This window comes from Nocardia sp. NPDC004068 (genome assembly GCF_042874315.1).
Classification (GTDB): domain Bacteria; phylum Actinomycetota; class Actinomycetes; order Mycobacteriales; family Mycobacteriaceae; genus Nocardia.
This window is the reverse complement of the sequence record NZ_JBIAMW010000009.1, coordinates 182,705-208,917: the sequence shown is the minus strand read 5'-3', so window position 1 is coordinate 208,917 and position 26,213 is coordinate 182,705. Positions and strand designations below refer to the sequence as shown.

29 protein-coding genes are annotated in these 26,213 nt (G+C 69.2%); 17 read left to right on the top strand and 12 right to left on the bottom strand.

Features of this window, described 5'->3' with window-relative positions:
* Nucleotides 1-4 precede the first annotated feature (4 nt).
* The gene (locus ACFYTQ_RS23730) at nt 5-1,327 is read left to right on the top strand and encodes an AAA family ATPase (protein WP_387364832.1); all 1,323 of its coding nucleotides are present in this window, start codon (nt 5-7) and stop codon (nt 1,325-1,327) included.
* Between the two features lie 124 nt (nt 1,328-1,451).
* Entirely contained in the window at nt 1,452-1,712 is a 261-nt protein-coding gene (locus ACFYTQ_RS23725; RefSeq protein ID WP_387364829.1) for a hypothetical protein, read from the top strand.
* Here ACFYTQ_RS23725 and ACFYTQ_RS23720 read toward each other — a convergent pair.
* From ACFYTQ_RS23720 to ACFYTQ_RS23705, 4 genes are all read right to left on the bottom strand, one after another.
* On the bottom strand, nt 1,709-3,718 hold the full coding sequence (locus tag ACFYTQ_RS23720; protein ID WP_387364826.1) for a nitrate- and nitrite sensing domain-containing protein: 2,010 nt from the start codon (nt 3,716-3,718) through the stop codon (nt 1,709-1,711). The genes ACFYTQ_RS23725 and ACFYTQ_RS23720 overlap by 4 nt on opposite strands.
* A 49-nt stretch (nt 3,719-3,767) precedes the next feature.
* Nucleotides 3,768-4,715 (bottom strand): helix-turn-helix transcriptional regulator, encoded by a 948-nt coding sequence (locus ACFYTQ_RS23715; RefSeq protein WP_387364823.1) that lies wholly within the window; start codon nt 4,713-4,715, stop codon nt 3,768-3,770.
* Nucleotides 4,716-4,787: 72 nt separating this feature from the next.
* Nucleotides 4,788-5,606: a SigB/SigF/SigG family RNA polymerase sigma factor gene (locus tag ACFYTQ_RS23710; protein ID WP_387364820.1), complete on the bottom strand. Its 819-nt coding sequence runs from the start codon at nt 5,604-5,606 to the stop codon at nt 4,788-4,790.
* 197 nt (nt 5,607-5,803) lie between these two features.
* Complete coding sequence (locus tag ACFYTQ_RS23705; RefSeq protein WP_387364817.1) at nt 5,804-6,394, bottom strand: TetR/AcrR family transcriptional regulator; 591 nt, start codon at nt 6,392-6,394, stop codon at nt 5,804-5,806.
* 228 nt (nt 6,395-6,622) lie between these two features.
* Between ACFYTQ_RS23705 and ACFYTQ_RS23700 the strand changes: the two genes are divergently transcribed.
* The 10 genes from ACFYTQ_RS23700 to ACFYTQ_RS23655 are packed head-to-tail and all read left to right on the top strand — an operon-like array spanning nt 6,623 to nt 15,106.
* On the top strand, nt 6,623-7,384 hold the full coding sequence (locus ACFYTQ_RS23700) for an SDR family NAD(P)-dependent oxidoreductase (protein ID WP_387364815.1): 762 nt from the start codon (nt 6,623-6,625) through the stop codon (nt 7,382-7,384).
* The gene (locus ACFYTQ_RS23695; RefSeq protein ID WP_387364811.1) at nt 7,381-7,989 is read left to right on the top strand and encodes a carboxymuconolactone decarboxylase family protein; all 609 of its coding nucleotides are present in this window, start codon (nt 7,381-7,383) and stop codon (nt 7,987-7,989) included. The genes ACFYTQ_RS23700 and ACFYTQ_RS23695 overlap by 4 nt, the downstream gene beginning before the upstream one ends.
* Nucleotides 7,986-9,251, top strand: coding sequence for an aromatic ring-hydroxylating dioxygenase subunit alpha (locus ACFYTQ_RS23690; protein ID WP_387364808.1), 1,266 nt, complete (start codon nt 7,986-7,988; stop codon nt 9,249-9,251). Before ACFYTQ_RS23695 ends, ACFYTQ_RS23690 begins: the two co-directional genes overlap by 4 nt.
* 5 nt (nt 9,252-9,256) lie before the next feature.
* The gene (locus ACFYTQ_RS23685) at nt 9,257-9,592 is read left to right on the top strand and encodes a hypothetical protein (protein WP_387364806.1); all 336 of its coding nucleotides are present in this window, start codon (nt 9,257-9,259) and stop codon (nt 9,590-9,592) included.
* A 10-nt stretch (nt 9,593-9,602) separates the two neighbouring features.
* Complete coding sequence (locus ACFYTQ_RS23680; RefSeq protein WP_387364803.1) at nt 9,603-10,442, top strand: TauD/TfdA dioxygenase family protein; 840 nt, start codon at nt 9,603-9,605, stop codon at nt 10,440-10,442.
* 23 nt (nt 10,443-10,465) lie between these two features.
* Nucleotides 10,466-11,737: an aromatic ring-hydroxylating dioxygenase subunit alpha gene (locus ACFYTQ_RS23675; RefSeq protein WP_387364800.1), complete on the top strand. Its 1,272-nt coding sequence runs from the start codon at nt 10,466-10,468 to the stop codon at nt 11,735-11,737.
* Nucleotides 11,737-12,072: a hypothetical protein gene (locus ACFYTQ_RS23670; RefSeq protein WP_387364797.1), complete on the top strand. Its 336-nt coding sequence runs from the start codon at nt 11,737-11,739 to the stop codon at nt 12,070-12,072. Before ACFYTQ_RS23675 ends, ACFYTQ_RS23670 begins: the two co-directional genes overlap by 1 nt.
* Nucleotides 12,069-13,313: an amidohydrolase family protein gene (locus ACFYTQ_RS23665; protein ID WP_387364794.1), complete on the top strand. Its 1,245-nt coding sequence runs from the start codon at nt 12,069-12,071 to the stop codon at nt 13,311-13,313. The genes ACFYTQ_RS23670 and ACFYTQ_RS23665 overlap by 4 nt, the downstream gene beginning before the upstream one ends.
* A 23-nt stretch (nt 13,314-13,336) precedes the next feature.
* Nucleotides 13,337-13,657: a hypothetical protein gene (locus ACFYTQ_RS23660; protein WP_387364791.1), complete on the top strand. Its 321-nt coding sequence runs from the start codon at nt 13,337-13,339 to the stop codon at nt 13,655-13,657.
* A 3-nt stretch (nt 13,658-13,660) separates the two neighbouring features.
* Nucleotides 13,661-15,106: an aldehyde dehydrogenase gene (locus ACFYTQ_RS23655; protein ID WP_387364788.1), complete on the top strand. Its 1,446-nt coding sequence runs from the start codon at nt 13,661-13,663 to the stop codon at nt 15,104-15,106.
* Between the two features lie 51 nt (nt 15,107-15,157).
* Here the strand turns inward: ACFYTQ_RS23655 and ACFYTQ_RS23650 are convergent, their stop codons facing one another.
* A complete protein-coding gene (locus ACFYTQ_RS23650; RefSeq protein ID WP_387364785.1) occupies nt 15,158-15,571 on the bottom strand; it encodes a winged helix DNA-binding protein in 414 nt (137 codons plus the stop codon).
* An 85-nt stretch (nt 15,572-15,656) separates the two neighbouring features.
* Here ACFYTQ_RS23650 and ACFYTQ_RS23645 point away from each other — a divergent pair, with 85 nt between their 5' ends.
* The 3 genes from ACFYTQ_RS23645 (at nt 15,657) to ACFYTQ_RS23635 (ending at nt 17,606) form a co-directional block, all read left to right on the top strand.
* A complete protein-coding gene (locus ACFYTQ_RS23645; protein ID WP_387364783.1) occupies nt 15,657-16,643 on the top strand; it encodes an SDR family NAD(P)-dependent oxidoreductase in 987 nt (328 codons plus the stop codon).
* Between the two features lie 50 nt (nt 16,644-16,693).
* Entirely contained in the window at nt 16,694-17,059 is a 366-nt protein-coding gene (locus ACFYTQ_RS23640; protein ID WP_387364780.1) for a hypothetical protein, read from the top strand.
* A 67-nt stretch (nt 17,060-17,126) separates the two neighbouring features.
* Nucleotides 17,127-17,606 (top strand): TspO/MBR family protein, encoded by a 480-nt coding sequence (locus ACFYTQ_RS23635; protein ID WP_387364777.1) that lies wholly within the window; start codon nt 17,127-17,129, stop codon nt 17,604-17,606.
* A gap of 2 nt (nt 17,607-17,608) precedes the next feature.
* Here ACFYTQ_RS23635 and ACFYTQ_RS23630 read toward each other — a convergent pair whose 3' ends face one another.
* From ACFYTQ_RS23630 to xylA, 3 genes are all read right to left on the bottom strand, one after another.
* Entirely contained in the window at nt 17,609-17,992 is a 384-nt protein-coding gene (locus ACFYTQ_RS23630) for a response regulator (protein WP_387364774.1), read from the bottom strand.
* Between the two features lie 460 nt (nt 17,993-18,452).
* Nucleotides 18,453-19,877 carry a xylulokinase gene (gene xylB, locus ACFYTQ_RS23625; protein ID WP_387364771.1) on the bottom strand — a complete coding sequence of 475 codons (1,425 nt, stop codon included), beginning with the start codon at nt 19,875-19,877 and terminating at the stop codon, nt 18,453-18,455.
* Nucleotides 19,874-21,055 carry a xylose isomerase gene (xylA, locus tag ACFYTQ_RS23620; protein WP_387364768.1) on the bottom strand — a complete coding sequence of 394 codons (1,182 nt, stop codon included), beginning with the start codon at nt 21,053-21,055 and terminating at the stop codon, nt 19,874-19,876. The genes xylB and xylA overlap by 4 nt, the downstream gene beginning before the upstream one ends.
* A gap of 65 nt (nt 21,056-21,120) precedes the next feature.
* On the opposite strand from xylA, the gene ACFYTQ_RS23615 reads away from it, so the two are divergent.
* Nucleotides 21,121-22,344 carry an ROK family protein gene (locus ACFYTQ_RS23615; RefSeq protein ID WP_387364765.1) on the top strand — a complete coding sequence of 408 codons (1,224 nt, stop codon included), beginning with the start codon at nt 21,121-21,123 and terminating at the stop codon, nt 22,342-22,344.
* A 4-nt stretch (nt 22,345-22,348) separates the two neighbouring features.
* Here ACFYTQ_RS23615 and ACFYTQ_RS23610 read toward each other — a convergent pair whose 3' ends face one another.
* From ACFYTQ_RS23610 to ACFYTQ_RS23595, 4 genes are all read right to left on the bottom strand, one after another.
* A complete protein-coding gene (locus ACFYTQ_RS23610) occupies nt 22,349-22,807 on the bottom strand; it encodes a nuclear transport factor 2 family protein (protein ID WP_387364762.1) in 459 nt (152 codons plus the stop codon).
* Between the two features lie 32 nt (nt 22,808-22,839).
* Entirely contained in the window at nt 22,840-23,655 is an 816-nt protein-coding gene (locus tag ACFYTQ_RS23605; protein ID WP_387364759.1) for a hypothetical protein, read from the bottom strand.
* 82 nt (nt 23,656-23,737) lie between these two features.
* Nucleotides 23,738-24,964: a glycosyltransferase 87 family protein gene (locus ACFYTQ_RS23600; RefSeq protein WP_387364756.1), complete on the bottom strand. Its 1,227-nt coding sequence runs from the start codon at nt 24,962-24,964 to the stop codon at nt 23,738-23,740.
* A 64-nt stretch (nt 24,965-25,028) separates the two neighbouring features.
* Nucleotides 25,029-25,715, bottom strand: a complete 687-nt coding sequence (locus ACFYTQ_RS23595; protein WP_387364753.1) for a class I SAM-dependent methyltransferase — start codon at nt 25,713-25,715, stop codon at nt 25,029-25,031.
* Nucleotides 25,716-25,759: 44 nt separating this feature from the next.
* Between ACFYTQ_RS23595 and ACFYTQ_RS23590 the strand changes: the two genes are divergently transcribed.
* Nucleotides 25,760-26,176: a MarR family winged helix-turn-helix transcriptional regulator gene (locus tag ACFYTQ_RS23590; RefSeq protein ID WP_387364750.1), complete on the top strand. Its 417-nt coding sequence runs from the start codon at nt 25,760-25,762 to the stop codon at nt 26,174-26,176.
* Nucleotides 26,177-26,213 lie beyond the last annotated feature (37 nt).

Here is a 26,213-nt window from a genome sequence, read left to right as displayed (position 1 = left end):
ATTGATGTTCAATCCGTACTCGGAAGTGGGAACGGTAGCGACGGGCGCGCGGTTCGTCGGTCGCGGTGGGGAATTGGCGAGGCTATTGCCGGTCGGTCGGGGAACGAGCAGCCGCGCCCTGGTCGGGATGCCGAGGATGGGTAAGACCTCCCTCGCCACCGCCCTCGTCGACGAGGTCGAGGACCGAGAACGGACCGCTGTCCACTGGATCGATGTGAGTACGCTGGGCCCGCGTACATCGATCGTCGGCGCGGTCCTGGGCTTGGTGGACCAACGCACCTGGACCATGGGAGACCAATTCGAGGACATGCGTGACGCGCTCAAGGAGGTCCTACGGTCCCGGCGAGCGCGCGAACTGAATACGGTGGTCATCTTCGACGAGTTCGACACCGTCGATTCGACGAAGGAACCCTTCTTCTCTATTCGGATAATCCGGGAGATCATCTACAAACCGCACCTGTTCGGCATGACCGCGCTCTTTCTGTGCCGCCGACGGCTCGAGCGGATCGAGGAGCGGGTAGTGAATCTGTCGAATCTCGCCAATGTCGCCACAATGATGGCGCTCAGGCCCTTCGGCCCGGCCGGGAGGGCCGAAATGATCGGCAGGGGCTGGCCGAACGGGCTCACCGACCGCCATTACGAGCTGCTGCACTCGCTCGCAGGTGGTATACCCTACCTGCTCGAACTCGTGTTGCAGGAGTTGTGGGAGGATGGGAACATCCGCACGTTGTCGGACCGAATCATGCCGACCTTCACCTCGTACTTCGATTCCATCATCCGCACGATCGCGGCCGATGACATGTTACGCGCGCTGGTCGACATCGCCAATGGCGGTAGCCCGATTGTGGGAATCAATCCGTTGATGGACTATGGATTGTGTTCGCGTTCGGATTCCGGACGCCTTCACCTATCGCCCGGAACCTTCTCGGAATATGTCAAGACCATCACAATAGAGGAGCGGAAAATGGATTCAAAGCCGGACGATCCGGTCAAGATGACCAATAATTTCTATAATTACCGAGAAGCAAATATCGCGGTGAGCAGCTCGGATTTCGAGCAGACGATCGATAGCGCGGGCAGGTCCGAGCTGTTCGACCGCCTGGCGGATGTCGGCCTGATGAATGATGACATCGAGAAACTTCGCACCGCGCTGGAGGTGGACGCGATGGCCGCAGGACGCCCTGGTGGCCGAGTGCAGGGACCCGAGGTGGAGAAATGGCGCGACCGTCTTCTCAGGAAGTTGGGTGCGGCTAGCTTGTCGGTCGGGACCGCGGCGGCTACGACGGCGGTGAACGACGCGCTGACCGCATATTTCGGGGCGTCCTAAGGGTGGTCCCGGGCGGAAGTTCGGATCAGGGCCAGAGCGATCAGTCCGCCGCGTCGCGCACGATCCCCCGTGCGCGAACCGGTACGCGTACGGCGCGGCCCTCGTGAACGCACGCTAGCAACTGATGCTCGGCATCTGCGTCGGCTCGGTGGGCGTCGGCATCTGCTACGCCGCAATGCCGACGGTCGTGCTGGAGAACGTGTCGAGGGCGAAGCCGCCACCAGCGTGGCTTGCACTCGGTCGGCTCCACGATCGCGAGGGCGGTCATTCTGACCAGCCGCATCACGGCGTCGCGCCCGGGACGCCGGAGATCCCGGCCGTGGACGCGTTTGGGCTGTGCTTCGTCGTCGGCGCGGTGGGCGCCACGCCAACCCCCGCAACCTAACCCACCGGCGTCTCCGCGACCTCCCCGGCGCGCATGGCCGAGATGAGCGCCCCGGGCGAATGCTCGGCGAGCGCGGGTTGTTCGGGCCCGTCGGCCGCCGCCGGACCGGTGGTGATCAGGGCGTTCGGGATCAGCACGATCGCCCGTACCCCGCCGTAGACCGAATCGGACAGCTTCACCGAGATACCATGCCGCACAGCCAATCTCGCGACCACGAACAGGCCCAGGCGGGAATCCGAGGACAGTGTGGCCACGGCGAAGTCCGGCGGCCGTGACAGCATGGCGTTGGCGCGGGCGAGGTCCTCCGGGGTCATGCCGGTGCCCTGGTCGCCGATCTCGACGATGACGCCCTTGCCCGCGATGCCGCCGCTCACCTCGACCCGCGAGCCCGGCGGGGAGAACGCGGTGGCGTTGTCGACGAGTTCGGCGAGCAGGTGGATCAGGTCGGCCACCACGTCGCCGGCGACGAACACCCGCGGCAGCCGCCCGGTGTGCACGCGCGCGTAGTCCAGCGTCTCCGCCACCGCGCTGCGCACGAGTTCCAGCAGGTCCACCGGTCGTCGCCATTTCCGGCCGGGCCGGCCGCCGCCGAGGATGATCAGGTTCTCGGCGTTGCGCCGCTCGCGGGTCGCCAGGTGGTCGAGGCGGAACAGGATCTCGAGCACCTCCGGATCCTCCTGCCGCCGTTCGGCGTCGTCGAGGATCTCCAGCAGGCGGTGCACCACGAGCTGGGAGCGCTGGGCGATATTGAGGAACACCGCGCGCACGCCCTCGCGGGTGCGGGCCTCGGTCACGGCCGCGGTGACCGCGGCGGTGTGCGCGCGATTGAACGCGCTGGCCACCGAACCGATCTCGTCGGAGCCGAAATCCAAACGCGCGCTGTCGGTTTCGGGATCGACGCGCTCCCCGGCGCTGAGTTTGCGCATGGTCTCGGGCAATTGCTCCTCGGCCAGGGCCAGCGTCTCGGTGCGCAATCGCTTCAGCCGCCCGATCAGCCGATTCGCCAGCAGCAGCGACAGCACGAAGGCCGCGATCGCCACCGCGGCGGTGAGCGCGCCCGCGAGCAGGGAGTTGTTCGCCTTGTCGGTGGCCGCGGCGCGGGCGTGGTCCTGCGCGGCCTGGTAGAGATCCGACCACAGGGTGAGCAGTTGCTCGTTGACGTGGGTCGCCACGCCGCGCCAGTCGGTGACGCTCATCGGCAGTTGCGCCGCACCGGGTTTCGCGGGCGTCAGCAGTGCCGTCTCCATCGCGCCCAGTTGCTGCCAGGCGGACGAGGCCACGATGTCGGTGGCCCGCTTGCTCAGCTCCGGCGGCAGCGCGACCGCCACCTGGGTGAGCGCGACGCGATACGCCCCGACCTGATCGCGATACTCCTCCACCAGATCCGCCGGCAGCCCGGCCGGACCTGCCGCGGTCACCGTGAGCGCGGCGGCCCGCGCGTTCGCCTCCACGACGTGCAGCAGGCTCACGGTCTGCATGAGCCGCAGCGTCGAGGTCGGATCGGGCACGTTCTCGCTCTGGCCGAGCGCGGCGACGCTCTCGTCGCCGTAGTCGAGCAGCGCGCTGAAGAAGTGGTAGGCGTCCGCGGGCGGCAGCGTGCCGTGGTCCACCCCGCCGCGCAACTGCGGCAGCTTGGCCTGCAACTGGTTGAACGCGCTGATCGAATCGTTCATCGATCCGCCCGCGGCGGCCAGATGTCCCTGGGTGGCAACCTGTTTGCGCAGCGTCTCGTCGAAAGCCGCTCGCGCCGCGGCCAATTCGCGCGGATTGGGCTCGTTGCCCGCCAGCTGCCACAGCGACTGGAACCGCTCCTGCTCGACGGCGAGGATCAGATCGTGCGCCGATTCACGGTACGCGCTGAAGGTGTCGGAGAACTGCCTCGCGTGCCGCCCCTGAGCGGTCAGGTAGGCGGCGAGGACGACCCCGATGACGAGCAGCACCAGGCTCGGCACGAGGGCGATGGCGAGAATCCGTGTTCGGATCTCGGAGAATCTAGCTGGCAACACCGCGCAAATATAGCCCAGCTAAGGGGAAACATGATTCTCATCACAGGATTCAGGCGTGCAGAGTGGTCAGCGGGCTCTGCCCGTAGGCGCGGCGATAGTCGATGGCGAACCGGCCCGGATGGGCGAAACCCCAGGTGTAGGCGACCGACGCGACCGTCGTCCCATCGCCCGGATCGGCGGCGAGCAGATGCTCGTGGGCGGCGGCCAGGCGCAGGCGCCGGAGGTGGGCCGTGGGGGTGGTGTCCAGGTGGCGGCGGAACGCCAGCTGCACGGCCCGGGGGGTCACGAAGATCGCGGTGGCGATGTCGGCGATCGAAATGTCTTCGCGCAGACGGCTTTCCATGTACGCGATCGCGCGGCGCAGGGTGTCGGAGTGCGCGTCGCGGCGGTCGGTCGCGGTGGGGTCGGCGACCGCCGTGGTGGGCATGGTGTCCAACACCGTGGCGGCCAGATAGTCGATCGCGGTGGCGGTGACCAGGTCGCTGGCCGCCGCCTCGGGGTCCGCGGCCGTGCGTTGCAGATGGGCGATCACCTCGGCGAGGCGGCGTCCGGCCGCGGGGGTGACGGGCCGGTGCCCGCGGAAGCGCAGCGGGGTCTTCTCCCCGGCGGTGGCGGCCACGCGGTCGAGCAGCGCGGGGTCGAACATGGTGATGCCGTAGCGCGCCGAGCGGACGACCCCGCTGTAGGGCAGCTGCGGCGGGGTGAGCAGCCCGACGTCACCGGGGCCGAACTCGTCGACGCCGGTGTCGTGGTAGTTCTCCTCGATCGAGCCGGCCTCCACCGTGCACAGGCACACCTTGTGCAGCGGTTCGGCCTCGTAGCTCATGTCGAACCCGAGGTCCAGGCGGTCGAGGCTGACCGGGCCCAGCATGTCGCGGCGGATCCGGGTGCGCACGCGGCGCACGCCGGTGTTGCCGATGCTCATCGAGGTGTAGGCGTCGTTGAGGAACTCCTCGGTCGCGGTGAGGTCGTCACTGTCGAACGAGAGATTCCGCATACGCCTCCGCTTCCGTCACCGCCCCCGAGTCCTCCTTCCGACGGTACCCGCGATCGACGGGCGGAAACGCGCTCAGTCCCGCAGTACGTCCTCCCGAAGGGTGGCCAGCGTCTTGGTGATGATGCGGGAGACCTGCATCTGGGAGATGCTCAGGCGCTGGGCGATCTGGGTCTGGGTGAGGTTCTCGAAGAAGCGCCATTGCAGCACGTGCCGCTCCCGCTCGGGCAGGGCGGCCAGCAGCGGGGCGACCGCGAGGGCGTTCTCGGTGAGTTCGTAGCCGCCGTCCACGCCGCCGAGTTCCTCCATCACCCGCGACGTGCCCGGCTCGCGATCGGCGTCGTCGGACGGCCCGTCGATGGTGTCGGTGTTGTAGGCGTTGGCCGCCAGCAGGGCCTGGGTGATCTCGAGCAGATCGACGTCGAGTTCGGCGGCCAGCTCGGACGCGGTCGGCATGCGATGCAACCGCTGGGAGAGGCGTTCGATCACCGGGCCCAGGGCCGACTGCAATTCCTTGGTGGGCCGCGGCACCCGCACCGCCCAGGTGCGGTCGCGGAAGTGCCGGCGAACCTCGCCCATGATCGTGGGCACCGCGAAGGCCAGGAACGAGCAGCCCTTCCCGGCGTCGAATCGGTCGACCGCCAGCAGCAGTCCGACCGAGGCCACCTGGTACAGGTCCTCGTAGGTCTCGCCGCGTCCGGTGTAGCGGCGGGCGATGTGTTCGGCCAGCGGCAGGCAGCGGCCCACGATGTCGGTGCGCAGCCGGGAGCGCTCCGGATCGTGCTCGGGCAGTGCCGCCATCTTCTCCAGCCAGGGCTCGATGCCGTCGTAAGGGTCGCTGCCCCGGCGTGCTCGAGTGGTGGAAACCGTGTTCGAATCCAGTAGCGAAGTCATGACTCGCCTCCGACGACCGGGTAGATCGTGCGGGGTTCGCTCACGTCCTGAACGCGCCCGCATCGAAGAAGTCGCCTGCCCAGTCTGCCGAGACTGGGCGAATCGGTCAGTGCGGAAAGCGAACAAGAACGCCGGGGCCATCCGAAATACGAATGTCCGGGCGGATAAACACGTCTCGCACCGACAGAATCGACCGGTCAGCGCCGCCGTTCGCCCTCCACCTCACGCAGGAACCCCTCGATGAGCCGAACCACATCCTCGTGGCCCGCGTCCACGCCGAACGCCTCCTCCATCCGCAAGAACCGGGAGATGCTCGACATCAACAGCACCACCGCCGCGGGGGTGTGCACGACGGACTCGTGGCCGTACCCCGCGAGGATCTTGGTGACGGCGTCGAGTTGGAGTTCGCGAAAACGCTTGGAGGAGGCCGCGATCTCGGCCCGGATGGCCTTGCGGTGGTTGGCCAGGGCGACGAACTCCATGGTCAGTGCGGTCTGGGACTGATCGTGGATCGCCTCCCACAGCGCCCACAACGGTTGCGGGTCGTCGAGCGCCTCGACCTGGAGCCGGTAACTGCGCTCGGCGCCGCGGCGGAACAACTCGATGAACAGATTGTCCATCGTGCCGAAGTAGTAGTACACGAGCGCGGGATTGGCGCCCGCCCGCGCGGCGAGGCGGCGGGTGCTCACCGCGGCGTACCCCTCCTCGAGCATGAGCTCCTGGGCCGCGTCCAGCAGGGCAGCGCGGGTGGGGGAGTTGTCCGGGTCGGCGCTGCGGGCCGGTTTCATCTGCGGGCCTCCTGTGCCGCGCGACGCGCACGGTCGCAGCTCAGTGTACGGCGGGTTCCCGCAAGTCTGTTCGAAGCCTGTTGACAGTCGCCGACGACCTGCCGTATACCTTAATCACTTGCCTAATTTAGGCAGTCGACTAACTCGCTGAGCGGCTCCGCAGGATATGCCCTGGCCGCTGGAAACCCTTGTGGCGCAGCGTCTTCGACCGGTGGAGGGAGCCGGATCATGAGCAGACCGACAGCCGACGGCCGGGTCGCGGTGGTGACCGGCGGCGCGTCCGGGATGGGAGCGGCCGTCTGCCGGACCTTCGCCGCGCACGGCCACCGCACCGCCGTGCTGGACATCGACGCCACCGCCGCCGAACAGCTCGCGGAGGAGCTGCGGTCGGCGGGCGGCGCGGCCACGGCGTGCGGCGTGGACGTGACCGACCGGGCCGCGGTCGACGCGGCCCTGGACAAGGTGCGCGCCGAATTCGGCCCGATCGACATCCTCGTGACCAGCGCGGGTGTGGTGGGTTTCGCGCCGTTCACCGAGATCACTGCCGCCGACTGGCACCGGATCGTGGAGGTCAACCTGACCGGGACGTTCCATTGCGTGCAGTCGGCGATCCCCGACATGGTGCGCGGCGGGTGGGGACGGATCGTGACGATCTCCTCGTCCAGCGCGCAGCGCGGCTCGCCGGGCATGGTGCACTACACCGCGGCCAAGGGCGCGGTCGTCGCCATGACGAAGGCCCTCGCGCGCGAATTCGCGAGCCGGGGCATCACGGTCAACACCATCCCGCCCTCGGGCATCGACACGCCCATGTCGCGCCGCTCGCAGGAGGCCGGGCACCTGCCCGACAACGACCGGATGGCCGCCGCGATTCCGGTGGGGCACTTGGGTTCCGGTGACGATATCGCCGCGGCCTGCCTGTTCCTGTGCTCGGAGCAGGCGGGCTACATCACCGGCCAGGTGCTCGGCGTGAACGGGGGGTCCGTCATATGACGCCGCGGCTGACCCCGCTGGCCGCCGAGCACTGGGACGAGCGGGCGCGAGAGTCGTTGCGCGGCAAGGTGAGTCTCGCCGACCGCTATCTGTCCGGCGCGCCCGACGCCCCCCGGATGCCGAATGTGCTGGGCGTCCTCGGCCACCACGCCGAACTGGCCGGGGCCTGGCTGAGTTACAACGGCGCGCTGCTGGAGCGCTCCGCGCTCGACCCCCGCCACCGCGAACTGGTGATCCTGCGCGTCGCCTGGCGCACGCGCTCGGCCTACGAATGGGCGCAGCACGCGCTCATCGGTTCCCGGGCCGGACTCACCGACGAGCGGATCGAGGCCGTCGCCCACGGCCCGGACGCCCCGGTGTGGTCGCCGCTGGAACGCGTGCTGCTGACCGCCGTCGACCAGCTGCTCGACCGGCACGGCCTCGACGACGGCACCTGGGCGGAGCTGGTGCGCCACTTCGACCCCCGCCGCACGCTCGAACTGCTGTTCGTCGCCGGTTCCTATCTGTGCCTGGCGCTGGTGTTCAACAGCGTCGGCCTGCAACTCGACCCCGATATGGCACTGCCGCCGACACTTCCGCGACCGGATACGGAGGAACGACCGTGACCCAGTGGCCCAAGCCCGCCGAGGGCAGTTGGACCGAGCACTATCCCGAGCTCGGCACGTCGATGATCTCGTTCGAGGATTCGGTGTCCCCGGAGTTCTTCGAACTCGAGCGCGAGGCGATCTTCAAACGCGCGTGGCTCAATGTCGGTCGCGTGGAACAGCTTCCACGCACCGGAAGCTACTTCACCAAGGAGATCGAGGCGGCCCGCACCTCGATCGTCGTGGTGCGCGACCGGGACGGCTCGATCAACGCCTTCCACAATGTGTGCCGCCATCGCGGAAACAAGCTGGTGTGGAACGAGTTTCCGACCGCGGAGGTGGCGGGCGCCTGCCGCCAGTTCACCTGCAAGTACCACGGCTGGCGCTACAACCTGGACGGTTCGCTGGCGTTCGTGCAGCAGCAGGACGAGTTCTTCGACCTCGACCCGAGCGCGTCGGGACTGGTCCCGGTGCACTGCGACGTGTGGGCCGGATTCGTGTTCGTCAACCTCGACCGCGAACCCCGCCAGACGCTGCGAGAGTTCCTGGGGCCCATGGTGACCGCGCTCGACGGCTACCCGTTCGACCGGATGACCGAGTGGTACGAGTTCACCGCCGACAACCGCAGCAACTGGAAGCTGTTCGCGGACGCGTTCCAGGAGTACTACCACGTGCCCGGCCTGCACCCGCAGCAGATCCCGAACCCGGTGCGCACCGGAAAGGGCTTCGAATGCGCGCACTTCCAGGTCGACGGCCCGCACCGGATGGTCTCCACCGGCGGGCCGCGGCGCTGGACCCAGCCCGCGGAATACATGTACCCGATCGAGCGGATCACCCGCAGCGGCCTGGTCGGGCCGTGGGAGTCGCCCGACCTGGGTGAGCCGCCGGGGGGCCTGAATCCCGGCCGGATCGAGCCGTGGGGGATCGACAACTTCCAGATCTTCCCCAATATCGAGATCCTCATCTACCGCGGCTGGTACCTGCTCTACCGCTACTGGCCGACCTCCCACAACAGCCACCGCTTCGAATGCGTGCTGGCCTACCAGCCCGCGCGCACGGTCCGCGAACGCGTGGAGCACGAGGTCGCGTCGGTCGTGTTCAAGGAGTTCGCGCTCCAGGACGCGGGCATGCTGACCGGCACCCAGACCGCACTCGAATCCGCCTACCGCACAGCGGGTCTCACCCACTTCCCGGTCAACGATCAGGAGATCCTCGTGCGGCACTTCCACCGGGCGGTCGGCGAGTGGGTCGCCCGCTACCAGAGCGAATTCGCGGGAGTGTGAGCGCGATGCCGGAGAAAAAACTCCCCCCGGGGTTCGCCGAATTCGAGGAGTACGCCCGAACCTGGTGTCTGGCAACCGAATCCGAGCGCTGGGCCCGGCGCATGGCCAGCACCATGCCCGAGCTGATCGCCTTCCACGACGCGTTCCTGCCGCGCCTGGACGAGGCCATCGCCTACTGCGACAAGTTCCCCCTCGACGAGCTGCCCGAGGACGCCCTGAACCTGCTGCACCTGGTGTATTCGCTGGTGATGGTCGCCATGGCGGTCGAGATCTTCCAGCAGATCAAACCCACCGACAGCGCCGACGCCGAGATCACGCGGATCGCCGAGCCGCTGCCATGAGGAGAGTGCGATGACGACAACCATCGAGCCGCTCGGTTCGCAGGTCGGCGCCGAGGTCCGCGGGCTCGACCGGGAGCGGCTGCTCACCGACGACACGCTGGGCGACGCCGTCCTGGACGCGCTCGAGACCTACGGCGTGCTGGTGTTCCGTGACCTGCACCTGGATCCGGAGACCCAGGTCGCGTTCTGCCGCAGGCTCGGCGAGATCGACACCGAACCCGGCCACCACCCGGTCCCGGGCATCTACCGGGTCAGCCTCGACACGACCAAGAACTCCTCGGCGAGCTACCTGCGCGCGACCTTCGACTGGCACATCGACGGCTGCACCCCGCAGGACGACGCCTACCCGCAGAAGGCCACCATGCTCACCGCGAAGGCCGTGGCCGAGCGCGGCGGCGAAACCGAATTCGCCTCCACCTACAAGGCTTTCGACACGCTGAGCGACGAGGAGAAACAACGCTTCGCGACGCTGCGGGTGGTGCATTCGCTGGAAGCGTCGCAGCGGCTGGTCACCCCCGACCCGTCGCCCGAGCAGCTGGCCGCGTGGCGGCGTCGCCCCAGCAAGGAGCATCCGCTGATCTGGACGCACAAGTCGGGCCGCCGCTCGCTGGTGCTGGGCGCGTCCACCGATCACGTCGTCGGGATGGATCCGGACGAGAGCCGGGCGCTGCTGGACGATCTGCTGCGCCGCTGCACCACCCCCGAGCGGGTCTACCGCCACGAATGGTCCGTCGGCGACACCGTCCTCTGGGACAACCGCGGCGTCATCCACCGCGCCGCGCCCTACGACCCCGATTCGCCGCGAGAAATGCTGCGCACCACCGTGCTCGGCGACGAGCCGATCCGATAACCCCGTCCCTCCAGGAGAACACCATGCCTCGTTGGCCCAAGCCCGCCGAAGGCAGCTGGACCCAGCACTACCCGGAACTCGGCACCGCCCCGATGTCCTACGAGGACTCCATCTCGCCGGAGTACTTCGACCTCGAGCGGGAGGCGATCTTCAAACGCGCCTGGCTCAATGTCGGTCGCGTGGAACAGCTTCCGCGCACCGGCAGCTACTTCACCAAGGAGATCCACGCGGCGCACACCTCGGTCATCGTCGTGCGCGACAAGGAAGGCACGGTGAACGCTTTCCACAACATCTGCCGCCACCGCGGCAACAAGCTGGTCTGGGACGAGATCCCGCGCGACGAGGTCTCCGGCACCTGCCGCCAGTTCACCTGCAAGTACCACGGCTGGCGCTACGGACTCGACGGCGCGCTGACCTTCGTGCAGCAGGAGGAGGAGTTCTTCGACCTGGACAAGGCGCGGTTCGGGCTGGTGCCGGTGCACTGCGAGGTGTGGTCGGGCTTCATCTTCGTCAACCTGGCCCGCGAACCGCGCCAATCGCTGCGAGAGTTCCTGGGGCCCATGATCATCGGGCTCGAGGGCTATCCGTTCGACACGCTCACCGAGCGCTTCTGCTACCGCTCCGAGGTGGGCGCGAACTGGAAGCTGTACATGGACGCGTTCCAGGAGTTCTATCACGCGCCCGTGCTGCACGGGAAGCAGACGCCGGACAACTACTCCATCGCCGCCCAGCAGGCCGGGTTCGAGGCGCCGCACTACCGGCTCGACGGTCCGCACCGGCTGGTCAGCACGTCGGGCGTGGTCACCTGGGAGCTCGATCCCACCATGCGCAAACCCATGGAGGACATCACCCGCAGCGGACTGTTCGGGCCGTGGGACACACCGGATCTCGGGCCGATGCCCGCGGGCCTCAATCCCGCGAAATGCGATCCGTGGGGGCTGGATTCGTTCCAGCTCTGGCCCAATTTCGTGATCCTGATCTGGTCCGGCGGCTGGTATCTGACCTACCACTACTGGCCGACCTCGCACAACACCCACATCTTCGAGGGCAACCTGTACTTCCCGCCGTCGCGCGGCGCGCGCGACCGCGTCGCGCACGAGATGGCCGCGGTGACGTTCAAGGAGTACGGCCTGCAGGACAGCTCCACCCTGGAGGCGACGCAGCTCATGCTGGAATCCCGTGCGGTGACGGCGTTTCCGCTCAACGATCAGGAGATCCTGCTGCGGCATCTGCACAAGGTGGCCGCGGACTGGGTCGAGGACTACCGCACCGAACGCGCGCAGGCGGTGCGCTGATGTCGGACACGCTGCTGCCCCCCGAATTCGCCGACCTCGAGCCGTTCGCCCGAACCTGGTGTCTGCCAACCGAACCCGAGCGCTACGCCCGCCGCCTGGCGAGCTCGATGGACGAGATGCAACGGTTCTACGACGCCGTCACCCCGCGCGCCGAGGACGCCCTCGCCTACTGCGACAAGTTCCCGCTCGACGAGCTGCCCGACGAGGTGCGCAACCTGATGCACCTGCTGTATTCGATGATCACCGTGTCGTTCCCGGTGGAGGTCTGGAGCCAGCCGCGCATCCCCGACACCGGGGCCGCGACGCTGGACTGCGTGATCGAGCCGATCCCGTGAGCGCGCCGAGCATCGTGCTGCGCGCGGATCGGCGGGTCGACGTCGACACCGGCGAGGTGCTCGAGTCGGCGGTGATCGTGGTGCGGGACAACGTGATCGAGGCGATCGATCCGCCCGAACTGCCGCGCGCGGCCACGATCGTCGACCTGGGCGATGTCACCCTGCTGCCCGGGTTGATGGATATGGAGATCAACCTGCTCATCGGCGGCCCGGACAACCCGACCGGCCTGCCGAACCCGATGCACGGCGTGCAGGACGATCCGGTGTACCGGACGCTGCGCGCCACCGTGAACGCGCGGACCACCCTGCACGCCGGGTTCACCACCGTGCGCAACCTCGGGCTGATGGTGAAGACGGGCGGCTACCTGCTCGACGTCGACCTCCACCGGGCCATCGAGCAGGGCTGGGTCGAGGGGCCGCGCATCGTGGCGGCCGGGCACGCGGTCACCCCGACCGGCGGGCATCTGGATCCGACCATGTTCCAGCGCCTGGCCCCGCACATCATGCCGGTGAGTGTGGAGGAGGGGCGGGCCAACGGCGTGCCCCAGGTCCGCGAATGCGTCCGGTACCAGATCAAATACGGTGCGGAGGTCATCAAGATCTCCGCCTCGGGCGGGGTGATGTCGCACGGCACCGTGGCCGGGGCGCAGCAGTACTCCGACGAGGAACTCGCCGCGATCGTCGACGAGGCCCATCGCGCCGGGGTCCGGGTCGCCGCGCACGCCCACGGCGACGCCGGAATCCGCGCGTGCGTCCGGGCCGGGGTCGACTGCATCGAACACGGATCGCTGGCCACCGACGACACCATCGCGATGATGGTCGAGCACGGCACGTTCCTGGTGCCGACCAGCTATCTGTCCGAGGGGCTCGACGTCTCCAAAGCCGCACCCGCCCTGCGGAAGAAGGCCGCCGAGGTCTTCCCGAGGGCGCGCGAGACGCTGCGCAAGGCGATCGCGGCGGGCGTCAAGATCGCCTGCGGCACCGACGCTCCCGCGGTTCCGCACGGCGACAACGCCAAGGAGCTGTGGGCCCTGGTCGATCGCGGCATGACCCCGGCCCAGGCGTTGCGCGCCGCGACCGTCACCAGCGCCGAACTCATCGGCGCCGACGATCGCGGACGGCTCGCGCCCGGCCTGCTCGCCGACATCATCGCCGTCCCCGGCGATCCCACCGCCGATATCACCACGGTCCAGGACGTGCGGTTCGTCATGAAGGACGGCCGCATCGTCAAACGGCCCTGACCGACGCCGACAAGGAGACAGCAATGGCCAAGGGAATCCTCTACGTCGAATCCCAGCCCGGTTCCGCCGAGGAGGCGGCCGCCTACCACACCTGGTACGAGCACACCCATATGAAGGAGATGCTCGGCATCGAGGGCATCATCGCCGCCCGCCGCTTCGAATCCCTCTCGGACGACGGGGTTTTCGTCGCCATCTACGAGATCGAGGCCGACGACATCGGCGCGGTGCGGGCCCGGCTGGCCGAATCCACCAGGGCGGGGGCGTTCTCGCCGCCGCGGGGGCTGCGCACCGACCCACCGCCGACGGTGCGGTTCTATCGCCAGATCGCCTCGCGGACAGCGTGATTCATGGACACCCGGCAGCAGTTGTTCATCGGCGGTGACTGGGTCGCCCCGAGCACCGGCGACACCCTCGAGGTGATCTCCCCGCACACCGAGGAACTCGTGGCGCGCGTCGCCGCGCCCGGACCCGCCGATGTCGATCGCGCGGTCGCGGCCGCGCGCGCGGCCTTCGACGAGGGTCCGTGGCCGCGTGCGGATCCGAGCGAACGGATCGCGGTCGTCCGGGCGCTGCTCGCGCGCTACCAGCCGCGGCAGGAGGAACTCGCCCGGCTCGTCACCGCCGAGATGGGCGCGCCCATCACGTTCTCCCGGTCGGCGCACGCGCGGCTGCCCGGCGCGATGATGGGCGCGTTCGCCGACCTCGCCGCGCGGCATCCCTGGCAGGAGACGCGGCCGGGCGCGTTCGGCGGCCCGATCACGGTGCGGCGCACGCCGATCGGGGTGGTCGGCGCGATCGTGCCGTGGAACATGCCGATGTTCCTGATCGTGGCCAAGCTGATTCCCGCGCTGCTGGCCGGTTGCGCGATCGTGCTCAAACCGTCGCCGGAGACGCCGCTGGACGCCTACCTCATGGCCGATCTGCTCACCGACCTCGACCTGCCGCCCGGGGTGGTGAGCATCCTGCCCGGCGATCGGGAGATCGGCCGTCACCTCGTCGCGCATCCGGGCGTGGACAAGGTCTCCTTCACCGGGTCGACGGCCGCGGGTAAGGAGGTCGCGGCGGCGTGCGCGCCGCGGCTGCGCCGGGTCGGGCTCGAACTGGGCGGCAAGTCGGCCGCGGTGGTGCTCGACGACGCCGATCCCGTCGTGGTCGCCACGGGGATGGCCGTGGCCGGATTGATGAACGGCGGGCAGGCGTGCGTGGCGCAGACCCGGATCCTGTTGCCGCGCAAGCATGTTCGAGAGTACACCGACGCGCTGGTGGAGATGATCGAGACGCTCACCGTCGGTGACCCGTTCGATCCCGATACCCGTATCGGGCCGATGGTCACCCGGCGGCAGCGCGACCGTGTGCGCGGCTACATCGATCAGGGTGTGCGCGAGGGCGCGCGGCTGCTGGTCGGCGGCGTCGAACCGCCCGAGGGCGTCGAGCGCGGCTGGTACGTCCGGCCCACCCTGTTCACCGACGTCACCCCGGGCATGCGCATCGCCCGTGAGGAGATCTTCGGCCCGGTGCTCGGCGTGTTCGCCTACGACGACGAGGACGAGGCCGTGCGCATCGCCAACGACACCGATTACGGCCTGTCCGGCTCGGTCTGGACCCCCGATATCGAGCGGGGCCTGGCCGTCGCGCGCCGAATACGCAGCGGCACACTGGGAATCAACCAGCCCTACAGCATGGATCCGGCCGCGCCGTTCGGCGGCGTCAAGGCCAGCGGTATCGGCCGCGAGTTCGGGCCCGAGGGGCTGGACGAATTCCTGGAACTCACCTCGATATCCATCGCCGCCTGACAGTCGGGGCGGCCGCCTCGCGCCCGCGGACGGGTGCGGGACGGCCCCTCATTACTCCAGGAGCAACCGCGCGAGTTCGTCGAGCAGTTGTCCGGCCCGTGCCGCGGACGCCTTGTCGCCCAAGCGTTTCGCGAGCGCCGCGTGCACGGTCCGGGACGCTCGTTCCTCGATCAGGCTCAGCAGCGCGTCGCTGGGGTGGGCCAGGGTGCGGCGGCGGTCGGCGGGGTCGGCGGCCGTGGTGACGAGGCCGCGCTCGGACAGGCGGGCGATCGTGGTCGAGACGTGGCTCTGCACGAATCCGGTGCGTTCGGTGATGTCCCGCACCGAGCTGCCGGGATTGGTCACGATGTCGTCGACCACGGCGATCTCGCCCAGCGAGGCCGGGGGTTCGTCGGGGTTCACGCTGACCTGCCGGGCGAGGTCGGTCAGGTAGGCGATGAGGTGGTGCAGCTCACGGACATCCACCGGCCGAATTTATCAGCTACCGATTCATCCGGGTTAGATACATCTGTCACTGATACAATTGGCGGTCCACGACGAGAGGAATGCGATGACTGCCGACGCTCGGCCGCTCACGGGGAAAGACACCATCGGGCGCTGGCTCGACGATCCGGCGGGGAGCGCGGTCATCGAGGAACTGCTCGCGTCGATGGGACACGATCGGAGCGTCTTGCGGCAGATCGCCAACCTCCCGCTGAACTCCCTCGTCGGCCTGAGTCAGGGGCAGCTCAGCCAGGAGGCGGTCGACGGTCTCGTCGCCCGTGCCAATGGCGGCGTCATGCCCGTCGAGGCGGACGAACCCGCCCCCGCCGCCCGCTTCGCCGGACGCACGATCATCGTCACCGGTGCGGGCTCGGGCATCGGAAAGGCCACCGCCGCACGGATTCTCGCCGAGGGTGGCCGTGTGGTGGCCGTCGACGTGGCGGCCGATCGGCTCGACGCGCTGGCCGGGGACGCGGTCGTCGCCGTCGGTGGCGACATCACCGCCGACGCCGATATCGCCCGCATCGTCGCCGCGGCGGGGGACACCGTCGACGGCCTGGCCAATGTCGCCGGAATCATGGACGGCATGCTGCCGCTGCACGAGGTGGGCGACGACGTGTGGGAGCGGGTCCTCGCGGTGAACCTCACCGGCACGTTCAAGCTCAGCCGCGCCGTCGTCACGAAAATGCTTGCCGCCGGGCGCGGTTCGATCGTGAACGTCGCCTCGGAGGCGGCCCTGCGCGGCAATGCCGCCGGAACCGCCTACACCGTCTCCAAGCACGCCGTGGTCGGCCTCACCAAGAGCGCCGCATTCCTCTACGGCCCCAACGGAATTCGCGTCAACGCCGTCGCTCCCGGCCCGACCGCCACCGGCATCGAGGGCCGCTTCGACTCCGACTTCGCCCACCAGCGCCTCGCCCCCTTCCAGGCCCTCATCCCCCCGGTGACCACCGCCGAATCCCTCGCCGCCTCGATCACCTGGCTGCTGTCCGACGACAGCGCCAATATCAACGGCCAGATCCTCGCCTCGGACGGCGGCTGGTCGGTCCAGTAGCCCGGCTGACTACGCTGACGTCCCGAGACGGTCGACCCTGGGGGCGGAACATGCTGGTACACATCGGACTACTGGAATTGGCCTTCGGCGCGCTGTTCGGCTGGGTCGTCGCGGGTACGCACGCCGCGCCGCGCCTGTTCGAACGGCTGGGTGTCATCAGCCCGCGCCGCATCCTCCAGGCCCACCTCGACTACGTGATCATGGGCGTGATCTTGATCGCGGTCGGCACCGCCGTGCCGCGCCCCGCCGCCTGGATCGTCCCCGTACTCGTATTCGGCACCCTGCTCAACCCGACCCTGTTCCTGCCCTTGGCCTTTCGCGAGCAACTCACCGGAAATCTCGGGTATCGGGTGGTGAGCGCGGTGTCCTTCGCGGCTACCAGCGTCGGCCTGGTGGCCGTGGCGGTGACGTACTGAATTCGGGATAACCGGACGTTTCGCGGGTACCGCTCGCCAAACGGTCCGGTCGACGAAAGAGGTGGTCATGGGTGCTGCGGTCGTGGGGGAGGGGCGTCATCTCGCGGAGACGGGGGCCGGGGTCGCGGCGGCGGCCGCGGTCGGATCGCTCGCGGCGGGGACCGGGTCGCGGTGGTATCAGCGGGTGCGCAAGCCGTGGTTCCAGCCGCCGCGGGCGGCGTTTCCGATCGTGTGGACGCTGCTGTACGGGGATATCGCGGTGACCAGCGCGCGGGCGCTGGACCGGGCGACCGAGGCGGAGGCGCGTTCGCTGCGGCGGGCCCTGGCGGTGAATCTGGTGTTGAACGCGAGCTGGACGTGGGTGTTCTTCCGGGCGCATCGGCTGGGCGCGGCGACCGCGGTGGCTGGGGCGCTCACGGCGAGCAGCGCGGATCTGGCCCGGCGGGTCGCGGCGGTGGACCGCAGCGGCCGGGCGCTGGTGGTGTATCCGGGGTGGTGCGCGTTCGCGACCGTGCTGTCGGCGGCCCTGTGGCGACGTAACCGCTGAGCTCAGACGCCCAGGCGAGTGTGGATGCGGGTGAGCAACTCCCGCGTGCGGAACGGTTTGGCGAGGTAATCGCACGCGCCCGCGCCCAGCGCCAGCTCGATGACGTCCGGATCGGTCTCGGTGGACACGATCATGATCGGCGCGGGCGACGCGACCCGCAGCCGGGCACACACCTCGGCCACCGGCAGATCCGGCAGCAGCAGTTCCAGCAACACCAGATCCGGATGCCACACATCGACCGCACTGAGCGCCTGCCCCCCGGTTCTCGTGCTCACCGCCTCGAACCCGGCCGCCGCCAGCACCAGCAACGTCATCTCGGCGGTGGCCGGATCCTGTTCGACGACCAACACCCGAGCCGGATCGCCCGACAACTGCTGTGTGCTCATGGCTCGCCCCTTGCGACCGAAGTCCCCGCCCAGCTCCCACACCGACGGCCCTCGAGCCGTTTGCGCGGGTTGACGGAATTAGAGGCTATGCCCGTCAGCAACCACGTAGCAATAGAACCGTGAAATCCCCCCACCTCCCCCCGAATATCGTCACCATACCGTGACCCAACCCCCCGCCCGCCACACCCCCCGTAACCCTCCCGCACCCACCCCGACACCGTTCGGTTACCCCCGCCCACGAACCCAGCCGCACCCCTTATTCGAATCCGCACCCCTTACAAAGCCTTACAACGGGTGCGGATCCGAATAAAGGGTGCGGCTGTGCTGCCTTACGACGGGTGCCGATCGGTACAAGGGGTGTGGCTGGGTGCCCTACAACGGGTGCGGATCCGAACAAGGGGTGCGGCTGGGGTGCCATACAACGGGTGCGGATCTGAACAAGAGGTGCGGCTGGGGTGCCTTACGACGGGTGCGGATCCGAACACGGGGTGCGGCTGTGGTGGGCGGCGTGGGAGCGGTACCGGGTGAGCAGGTCCGGGGTCGGGGTCGCCGAGTAGGTGCGTACCCCCGCGCGCGGCCAGTCCGGGGGTCGGTCGCCGCCCAGCAATGCCCAGGCGGCTTGTCGCGCGGCGCCCTCGGCGACGTATTCGCCCGGGGGCGGCACGTCGACGGGCGCGGCGAGGACGGCGGGCGCGATCTCCCGAACTGCCGCCGACCGCGCGCCCCCGCCGACGAGGACGAACCGTTCGAGGGGAATGCCCAGCCGGTGCAGCGCGGCGGCGGCGTCGGCCATCAGGCACACCAACCCCTCCACGGCGGCGCGCGCGAGATTCTCGCGGGTCATCGAGGCGAGGGTCATGCCGTGCAGGGATCCGGTGGCGTGCGGAAGATTGGGCGTGCGTTCGCCTTCCAGATACGGAACGTGCACGAGACCCCCGGCGCCCGCGGGTGCGGCGAGCGCGAGCGCGTCCAACTCGCCCAGCTCCACCCCGAGCACGGCCGCGGTGGCCTCGAGCACCCGCGCGGCGTTGAGGGTGCAGGCCAGCGGCAGGAATCGCCCTGTCGCATCGGCGAATCCGGCCACCGCGCCCGTCGGGTCCGCGCCCGGCGATTCCGAGACCGCCGCCACGACTCCGGAGGTGCCCAGCGACAGGATCGCGGTCCCGGCCCCGATCCCGAGACCCAGTGCGGCCCCGGCATTGTCGCCGCAACCCGGCCCGAGCACCAGCCGGGAGTCGACGGTCGCGGCGCGTTCACCCGGCTCCAGAACACGCGGCAACACGATGTCGCGCACGTCGCGTCGCAGGGCCAGCCCGAGCAGGTCGCGGCGATAGGAGTGGGTGCGCGGATCGAAATAGCCGGTCCCCGAGGCATCGGAGGCGTCGGTGGTCAGCTCGTCCAGCCTCGAACCGCCGCGCAGCCGCCAGGTGAGCCAGTCGTGCGGCAGCGCGACGGCGGCGATCCGGGCGGCCTGCTCGGGTTCGTGGTCGGCGAGCCAGCGCAGCTTCGAAACCGTCACCGACGCAACGGGAACCGTGCCGACCGCGCCCGCCCACTCCGCCGCCCCGAGCTCGCGCACGAGATCGTCGGCCGCTTCCGCCGAGCGGGTGTCGTTCCAAAGCAGCGCCGGGCGCACGACCCGTCCGTCGGCGTCCAGACAGATCATGCCGTGCTGCTGACCGGCGATCGAGATCGCGGCGACGTCGTCGAGTCCGCCCGCCGCCCCGAGGGCCGAACACAATGCGTCCCACCATCTTTCGGGCCACACCTCGGTCCCGGTCGGATGCGGCGCACTGCCCGCGCGCACCACCCGCCCCGATTCCAGCTCCCGCACCACCACCTTGCACGATTGTGTCGAGGAGTCGACCCCGGCGACCAGCGTCATGACCCGACCAGATGCTCGACCGCCAACTGCTGCAATCGCACGAACCCGAAATCGCGCTCAGCCGCCTTCTCCGCGTCGAAACCGTCGTCGGCGGAAAGGAATTCGGCGATCGACTCCCCGTCCCCGAGCGTCGGCCGCGCGAGATCGAACACGCCCGAATACGCCATCGCCTCCTGAACGCGCGGATCCGCCCGGAACGCCCGCGCCTTCTCCGCCAACATGAGATAGGTCGACATACACGCCCGCGCCGACTCCCACACCCCCGCGAAATGCTCTGTGCGCGAAGGCTTGTAGTCGAAATGCCGCGGCCCGGTGTAACGCGGCCCGTCCGGCTGCGCGGGAAAGCCGTTCTCCAGCAGATCCACGGTGAAGAACGCCGACAGCAGATCGCCGTGCCCGAACACCAGATCCTGGTCGTACTTCAACCCGCGCTGCCCGTTGAGATCGATGTGGAACAGCTTGCCGCTCCACAACGCCTGCGCCAGCGCGTGCGAATAGTTGAGGTTCGCCATCTGCTCGTGCCCGGTCTCGGGATTGAGCCCGACGATATCGCCGTGCTCGAGCCGCGCGATGAAGCCCAGGGCGTGGCCGACGGTCGGCAGCAGGATGTCCCCGCGCGGCTCGTTCGGCTTGGGCTCCAACGCGATTCGCAGATCGTACCCCTGCGACTTGATGTACGCGGCGACGGTGTCCACGCCCTCGCGATACCGCTCGAACGCGGCGAACAGATCCTTGGACCCGTCGTACTCCGCGCCCTCCCGCCCGCCCCACATGACGAATGTCGACGCGCCCACCCGCGCGGCGATATCGGTGGCGCGCAGGATCTTTCGCAATCCGAAGCGGCGCACCTCGCGATCGTTGGCGGTCAACGCGCCGTCCTTGAAGACCGGATGGGTGAAGGTATTGGTCGTGACCGTCTCGATGACCAACCCGGCCCGCTCGGTGACCTCCCGCAATCGGGCCACCCGCCGGTCCTTCGTCGCCTCGTCCGCGTCGAAGGGGAACACGTCGTTGTCGTGGAAGGTGATGCCCCACACGCCGAGTTCGGCGAGCCGCTCCGCGTACTCCCACGGATCGAGCGCCGGGCGGGACGCGGTACCGAAGGGATCGACCCCCGTCCACCCGACCGTCCACAGACCGAACGAGAATTTGTCCTCCGCGGTGGGCAGACGAGTCACGGTGTCCTCCTCGCGATTTTGTTCAGAGAGTGAACTTAACTCCGCCGTGGGCTAGGGTCAACCACGTGCCCCACCGAAGTTGGCCGGTCCAGCGCACCGGCGCGCGTCAGTCGACGGTCCGCGCGGCGAATCTGGCGCTCGTCCTACAGACGGTGCTGCGCGCGCCGGAACCGTTGTCGCGGGCGGATATCGCGGGGGTCACGTCGATGACCCGGGCGACGGCGGCGCGGTGGGTGGACGAACTCGTCGCGGGGGGAGTGCTGGCGGAAGGGATTCCGGCGCAGGGTGGAGGCCGGGGGCGTCCGGCGACCCCGATTGTCGCCGGGCGGACATTCGCCGGGCTGGGGCTTCAGGTGAATACCACCAGTCTGTCCGGGCGGGTGATCGCCCTGACCGGCGAGGTACTGGCCGAGCGCGTGACGACCGGGGATTTTCGGGGCGGCGATCCGGCGACCGTCCTCGCGACCCTCGACGAACTGTGCGCCGACCTGCTGTCCGCGACCGCGGACGCCCGTGTCGTCGGCGGCGTCCTGGCCGTGCCCGGTCTCGTCGACACCAGCACCGGTCTGCTGCTCACCGCGCCCAATCTGGGCTGGCGCGACATCGCACCCGTCGACTACCTGGAATCCCTTGCGGCCCTGCTTTTTTCGATCGGCAACGAGGCGGATCTGGCGGCCCGTGCGGTAGCCGATCTGGCTCCCGGCCGCCCCGCACCCCTGCGCGACTTCTTCTACGTCTCCGGCGAGACCGGCATCGGCGGCGCGGCGGTGTTGGGCGGCGAGGTGATCACCGGTCGTCACGGCTGGGCCGGGGAGATCGGCCACATCACCGTCGACCCCACCGGGCCCGAATGCCCGTGCGGCTCCAGCGGCTGTCTCGAGCTGTACGCGGGTCAAAGCCAATTGCTTTGCGCCGCAAACCTTCCCGTCGGAACGCGACCCGTCGCGCTCGCCGACCGCGCCCGTGGTGGCGACGCGGCGGCCCGCGCCGCGCTCGACCGCGCCGCGTGGGCGCTGTCCCTCGCGCTGTCGGCGGTCGTCAACCTTCTCGATATTCCCGCCGTCGTCCTGGGTGGTCATCTCGGTGAGCTGTCCGAATTCCTCATCCCGCCCGTGCGCGCCCACCTGTCCACTCGAGTCCTGTCCGCCCGATGGACGACACCGGAAATCATTGCGGGACAACCCGATTCGTCATTGTCCGCCACCGGTGCGGCCTATGCGGCGCTGTCGGATCTGATCGCCACGCCCACCGACTGGCTCCCGGAGCGGGCGACCGACAACGCCTCGTGACGCGCTAAGTCCCGGATTCGGCGTCGAGCGGCTGCCCGCGCAGGTGACGGCTGAGATCGCCCCGGAGATGAATGTCCACCCGACGCTCCACGAATCGCCAACGGCCCTCGCGTCTTTCGAAGCGATCGCGATACCGTCCCGCCGCCACGGCCTGCAACGGCAGCTCCGGCAGGCCCTGGAACACGGTCACATACGACCGCGCCGTCGCGACACCCTCTCCCTCGAACTCGACGGCGATATTCGTCGTCACATGATGAGTCCGAGGCGTCCCATCCGCATACCGAATCACCGTGCGCCGCAACATCTCCGCGATCCCGTCCCCGCCCCGCACCACCCCTCCGCCCCCGATGAACACCGCCTCGGCGAACAGCTCACCCACCCCGTCGAAATCCCCGGTATCGACGAGTTCGGCATATCTCGCGATCAGATTCGTAATGGCGGTGACATCGGTGGCTGTATCCATGCGGGCAGAATAAGCGCCGACACTCAGTGCCCTTACCACCCCGGCGGAGGCTGATACCCGCCCGGGGATGGGACTTGGCCCTGGGGAGGCTGGTACTCGCCCGGCGACGGGGCGTGGCCGGAGACAGGCTGGTACCCGCTCGGGGACGAAGCTTGGCCCGAGGCAGGCTGATACCCGCCCGGCGGCGGGGTTTGGCCCGAGAGAGGCTGGTACCCGCTCGGGGACGGCACTTGGCCCGAGCCAGGCTGATACCCGTCCGCAGGCGCGGCTTGGCCCGGGGACGGCTGATACCCGACCGCAGGCGGGGCCTGAACTGGCTGCGGCCACGCGATATTCGGGGGAGGGCCGACCGGTTGCTGCGGCCACGATGCGGGGGCCGATGGTGGTGGGGTGGGAGTCGCGGTGGTCAGCAGCAGGATCAGGGCGAGGAGGGACAGGAGGGTGATGGGGACGGCGAGCCAGCCGCCGAGGGCCCAGGGGCTCGTCGCGTAGTGGAGGCGGGAGTCGAGGGTGGTGAGGAGGAAGCTGACATCGGGGGCCAGGATCAGGCCGGTCGCGGCGGCGGCGAGGAGTTTCGTTCGGGCGGAACGGTTTCCGACGAGGAGGACGAGGGCGGCGGTGAAGGCGAACAGGACCGTGAGGACGGTGCTGGCGTCGCTCCAGTAGAACTTCTCGTACTTGGTGAAGCGCCAGATCCAGTGCGCCGTCATCAGCAGGGCCGCCAGCCCCAGCGCCAGAGCCGCGAGGGGGTTGCCCGAACCGCGAGCGTTCCCCGCCGGATAACCGGATCCCCACCCGGGCGGCGGCGTCGGATACGGCGGTATCGCGGACGGAAACGGCTGAGCCATGGGTGGTCCCCCCTATACGCGGCACGATTATTCGCTTGCAGCCTAGGGGATTCCCGCGGCCCCGTCCGGCCGTGACCCTCGGCTACGTGCCCGACCTCGACAGCGCGGGCAGTGCGCTCCCACGCGACGAGCGTGCCTCCCCGTAACCCGTACTCCGCCCGTGCCGCAGCCGTACCACCGACCACACGGCCGCACCGACCAGTACCGCGTTGCGCAGCGTCAACACCACCACACCCGGCAGGCTGCCCGTCGCCACCCGGTCGTAGACGAACGGGAACTCCACCTGACTCAGAAACGCCGCCACCAGCACGAGATACACGATCGGCCGCTGCGTGGTCCGCGACCGTAGCGCGCACACCGCGGCCACCGCCACCGCCCACACCACATACTGCGGGCTGAGCACCCGGCTGGTCACCATGGCCAGCAGCGTGGCCGCCAGCGCGAGATCGGCCGCGGGCGGGCGAACGCGCCACCACTGCGCCAGCACCACCACCCCGCCGACGACCATGGCCACCACGCACACCCGCGCCAGCCCCGCCACCCCCGGCCCCGACAGCTCCTCGGCCCCGAACCGATGCTCGATATCCCACCCCCCGGACACCAGCCGGGCGATGAGAAGCGGTGTGGCGGCGGCGGATTCGATCTGCAACCCCCGCTGGGCCTGAAACCGCAGGAACGACCAGGCCCCCGGCCCCAGCAGCGTCACCCCACCCGCCAGCACCACCCCGGCCGCCCCCGCCGCGACCCCCACCCGCCGCAACTCCCGCCAGCGCAACCCCAGCACCGCCACCACCGGCCACACCTTCAACAACACCCCGGCCGCCACCGCCACCCCCGCCGCGACCGGCCGCCGCCCCGCCCACAACAGCGCCGCCACCGCACACGCCGCCACCACCAGATCGAACCGCCCGTAACAGACCCGCCCCAACAAGGCGACCCCCAGGGTCCACACCCACGGCCCCGCGAAAGACGGTGCGCCACAGCGTGCTTCGTACCTGGGACCACCGCCCCGTCCGGACGCCCGGATCAACAACCCCAACACCGCCGCGTCCGCGACCGCGACCACCCCGAAGAAGAACCAGTTGTACCCGGCCCCGCCCCCGAACAACCAGGGCACGACCAGTAGCGCTCCCGCACCCGGCGGGTACTGCCATTGCTCGTCGGCCAGCGGAAAGGTGTGCTGCCGCACGATGAGCTCGGCCCACTCCTGGTACAACCGCAGATCCGCCGCCGACGCGTCCCACACGCTGTGCGGGAGCGCCGTCACACCGGTGAAGGCCACCAACAGGATTCGCGTGACAGTCCACACCAGCCACACTCTCGACCGCGGGGACAGCGCACGCACAACGGGGCAGTGTAGGAGGATTGTCCGTTCAGTCCAAGTGTGCCGACAGCAGCCAGGCGGGCAGGGACACCCGGCCCGCGCCCTCGTCGCGGAGATCGAGTCCCGCGAACTCGCCCCTTCGTTCCGCGCCGCCGGGAATATTGGCGTGGATGCGCGCGGGGCGCACCTCGTCGATCGACCAGTACTCGCCGACGACCGCCCGCAGCTCCTCCTCGTCGACCGCGTTGATCGGACCCGGCAGGGTCGCCGCGCGATCGAAGACGAGCACGAAGTAGGACGCGCCCGGCGCCGCGGCCCGCACGATGGACTCCTGATAACCCCGGCGCGATTCGACGGGCATGGAGTGGAACAGCGTGCTGTCGACGATGGTGCCGAAGCGTCCGTCGTACCCGGTGAACGAACTGATATCGGCCACTTCGAAACTCGCGGTGTGCGCCCCGCGCCGCGCGGCCTCGGCGCGGGCGAGGTCGATGGCGGTGGGCGACAGATCCAGCCCGACCGTGGTGAAGCCCCGCTCGGCGAGGTAGAACGACGTCGCGGCCTCACCGCACCCGGCGTCGAGCACCTCGCCGTGGAACTTCCCGGCGTCGATGAGCGCGGCGATCTCCGGTTGCGGCGCCCCGATGCTCCACGGCGGCCGGAAACCCTCGCCGATCTCGGGAGCCTTGCCCTGGTAAGCGGATTCGAACATCTCTTCCTGGGATGAACTCGTCATAGACCCTTTATGTCAACCAGGTTGATATGTGTCAAGATGCTCCGATGGAAGGTTTCGAGGACAAGCCCCTCGGCTACCTTCTGCACCGAGTCGCCTCGGCGTTGCGGGCCGAGGTGGGCGCGACGGTGCTGGAACCGTTCGAGCTGACCTTCCCCGAATACCTGTGCATGCGGCTGCTGGCGCAGACGCCGGGTAGATCGAACGCCCAGCTCGCCCGCGATGTGAACGTGTCCCCCCAGGCCATGAACAAGGTCATCAACGGCTTGCAGCGCCGCGGTCTGGTGACCCGCCCCGCGACCGTCGCGACGGGAAGATCGTTGCCCGCCAGCCTGACTCGCGCCGGTTCGGCAATGCTCGAGCGAATCGATCCGGCGATCACGGAGGCCGAGCGGCGTGTTCTGAGCAAACTGACCGAAAAGGACCGTCGAGAGTTGCGCCGCCTCCTGGCCGCCGTCGGGTAGGCCACGCCCGCTCGACACCGACGAGCTCGCCCGAGGA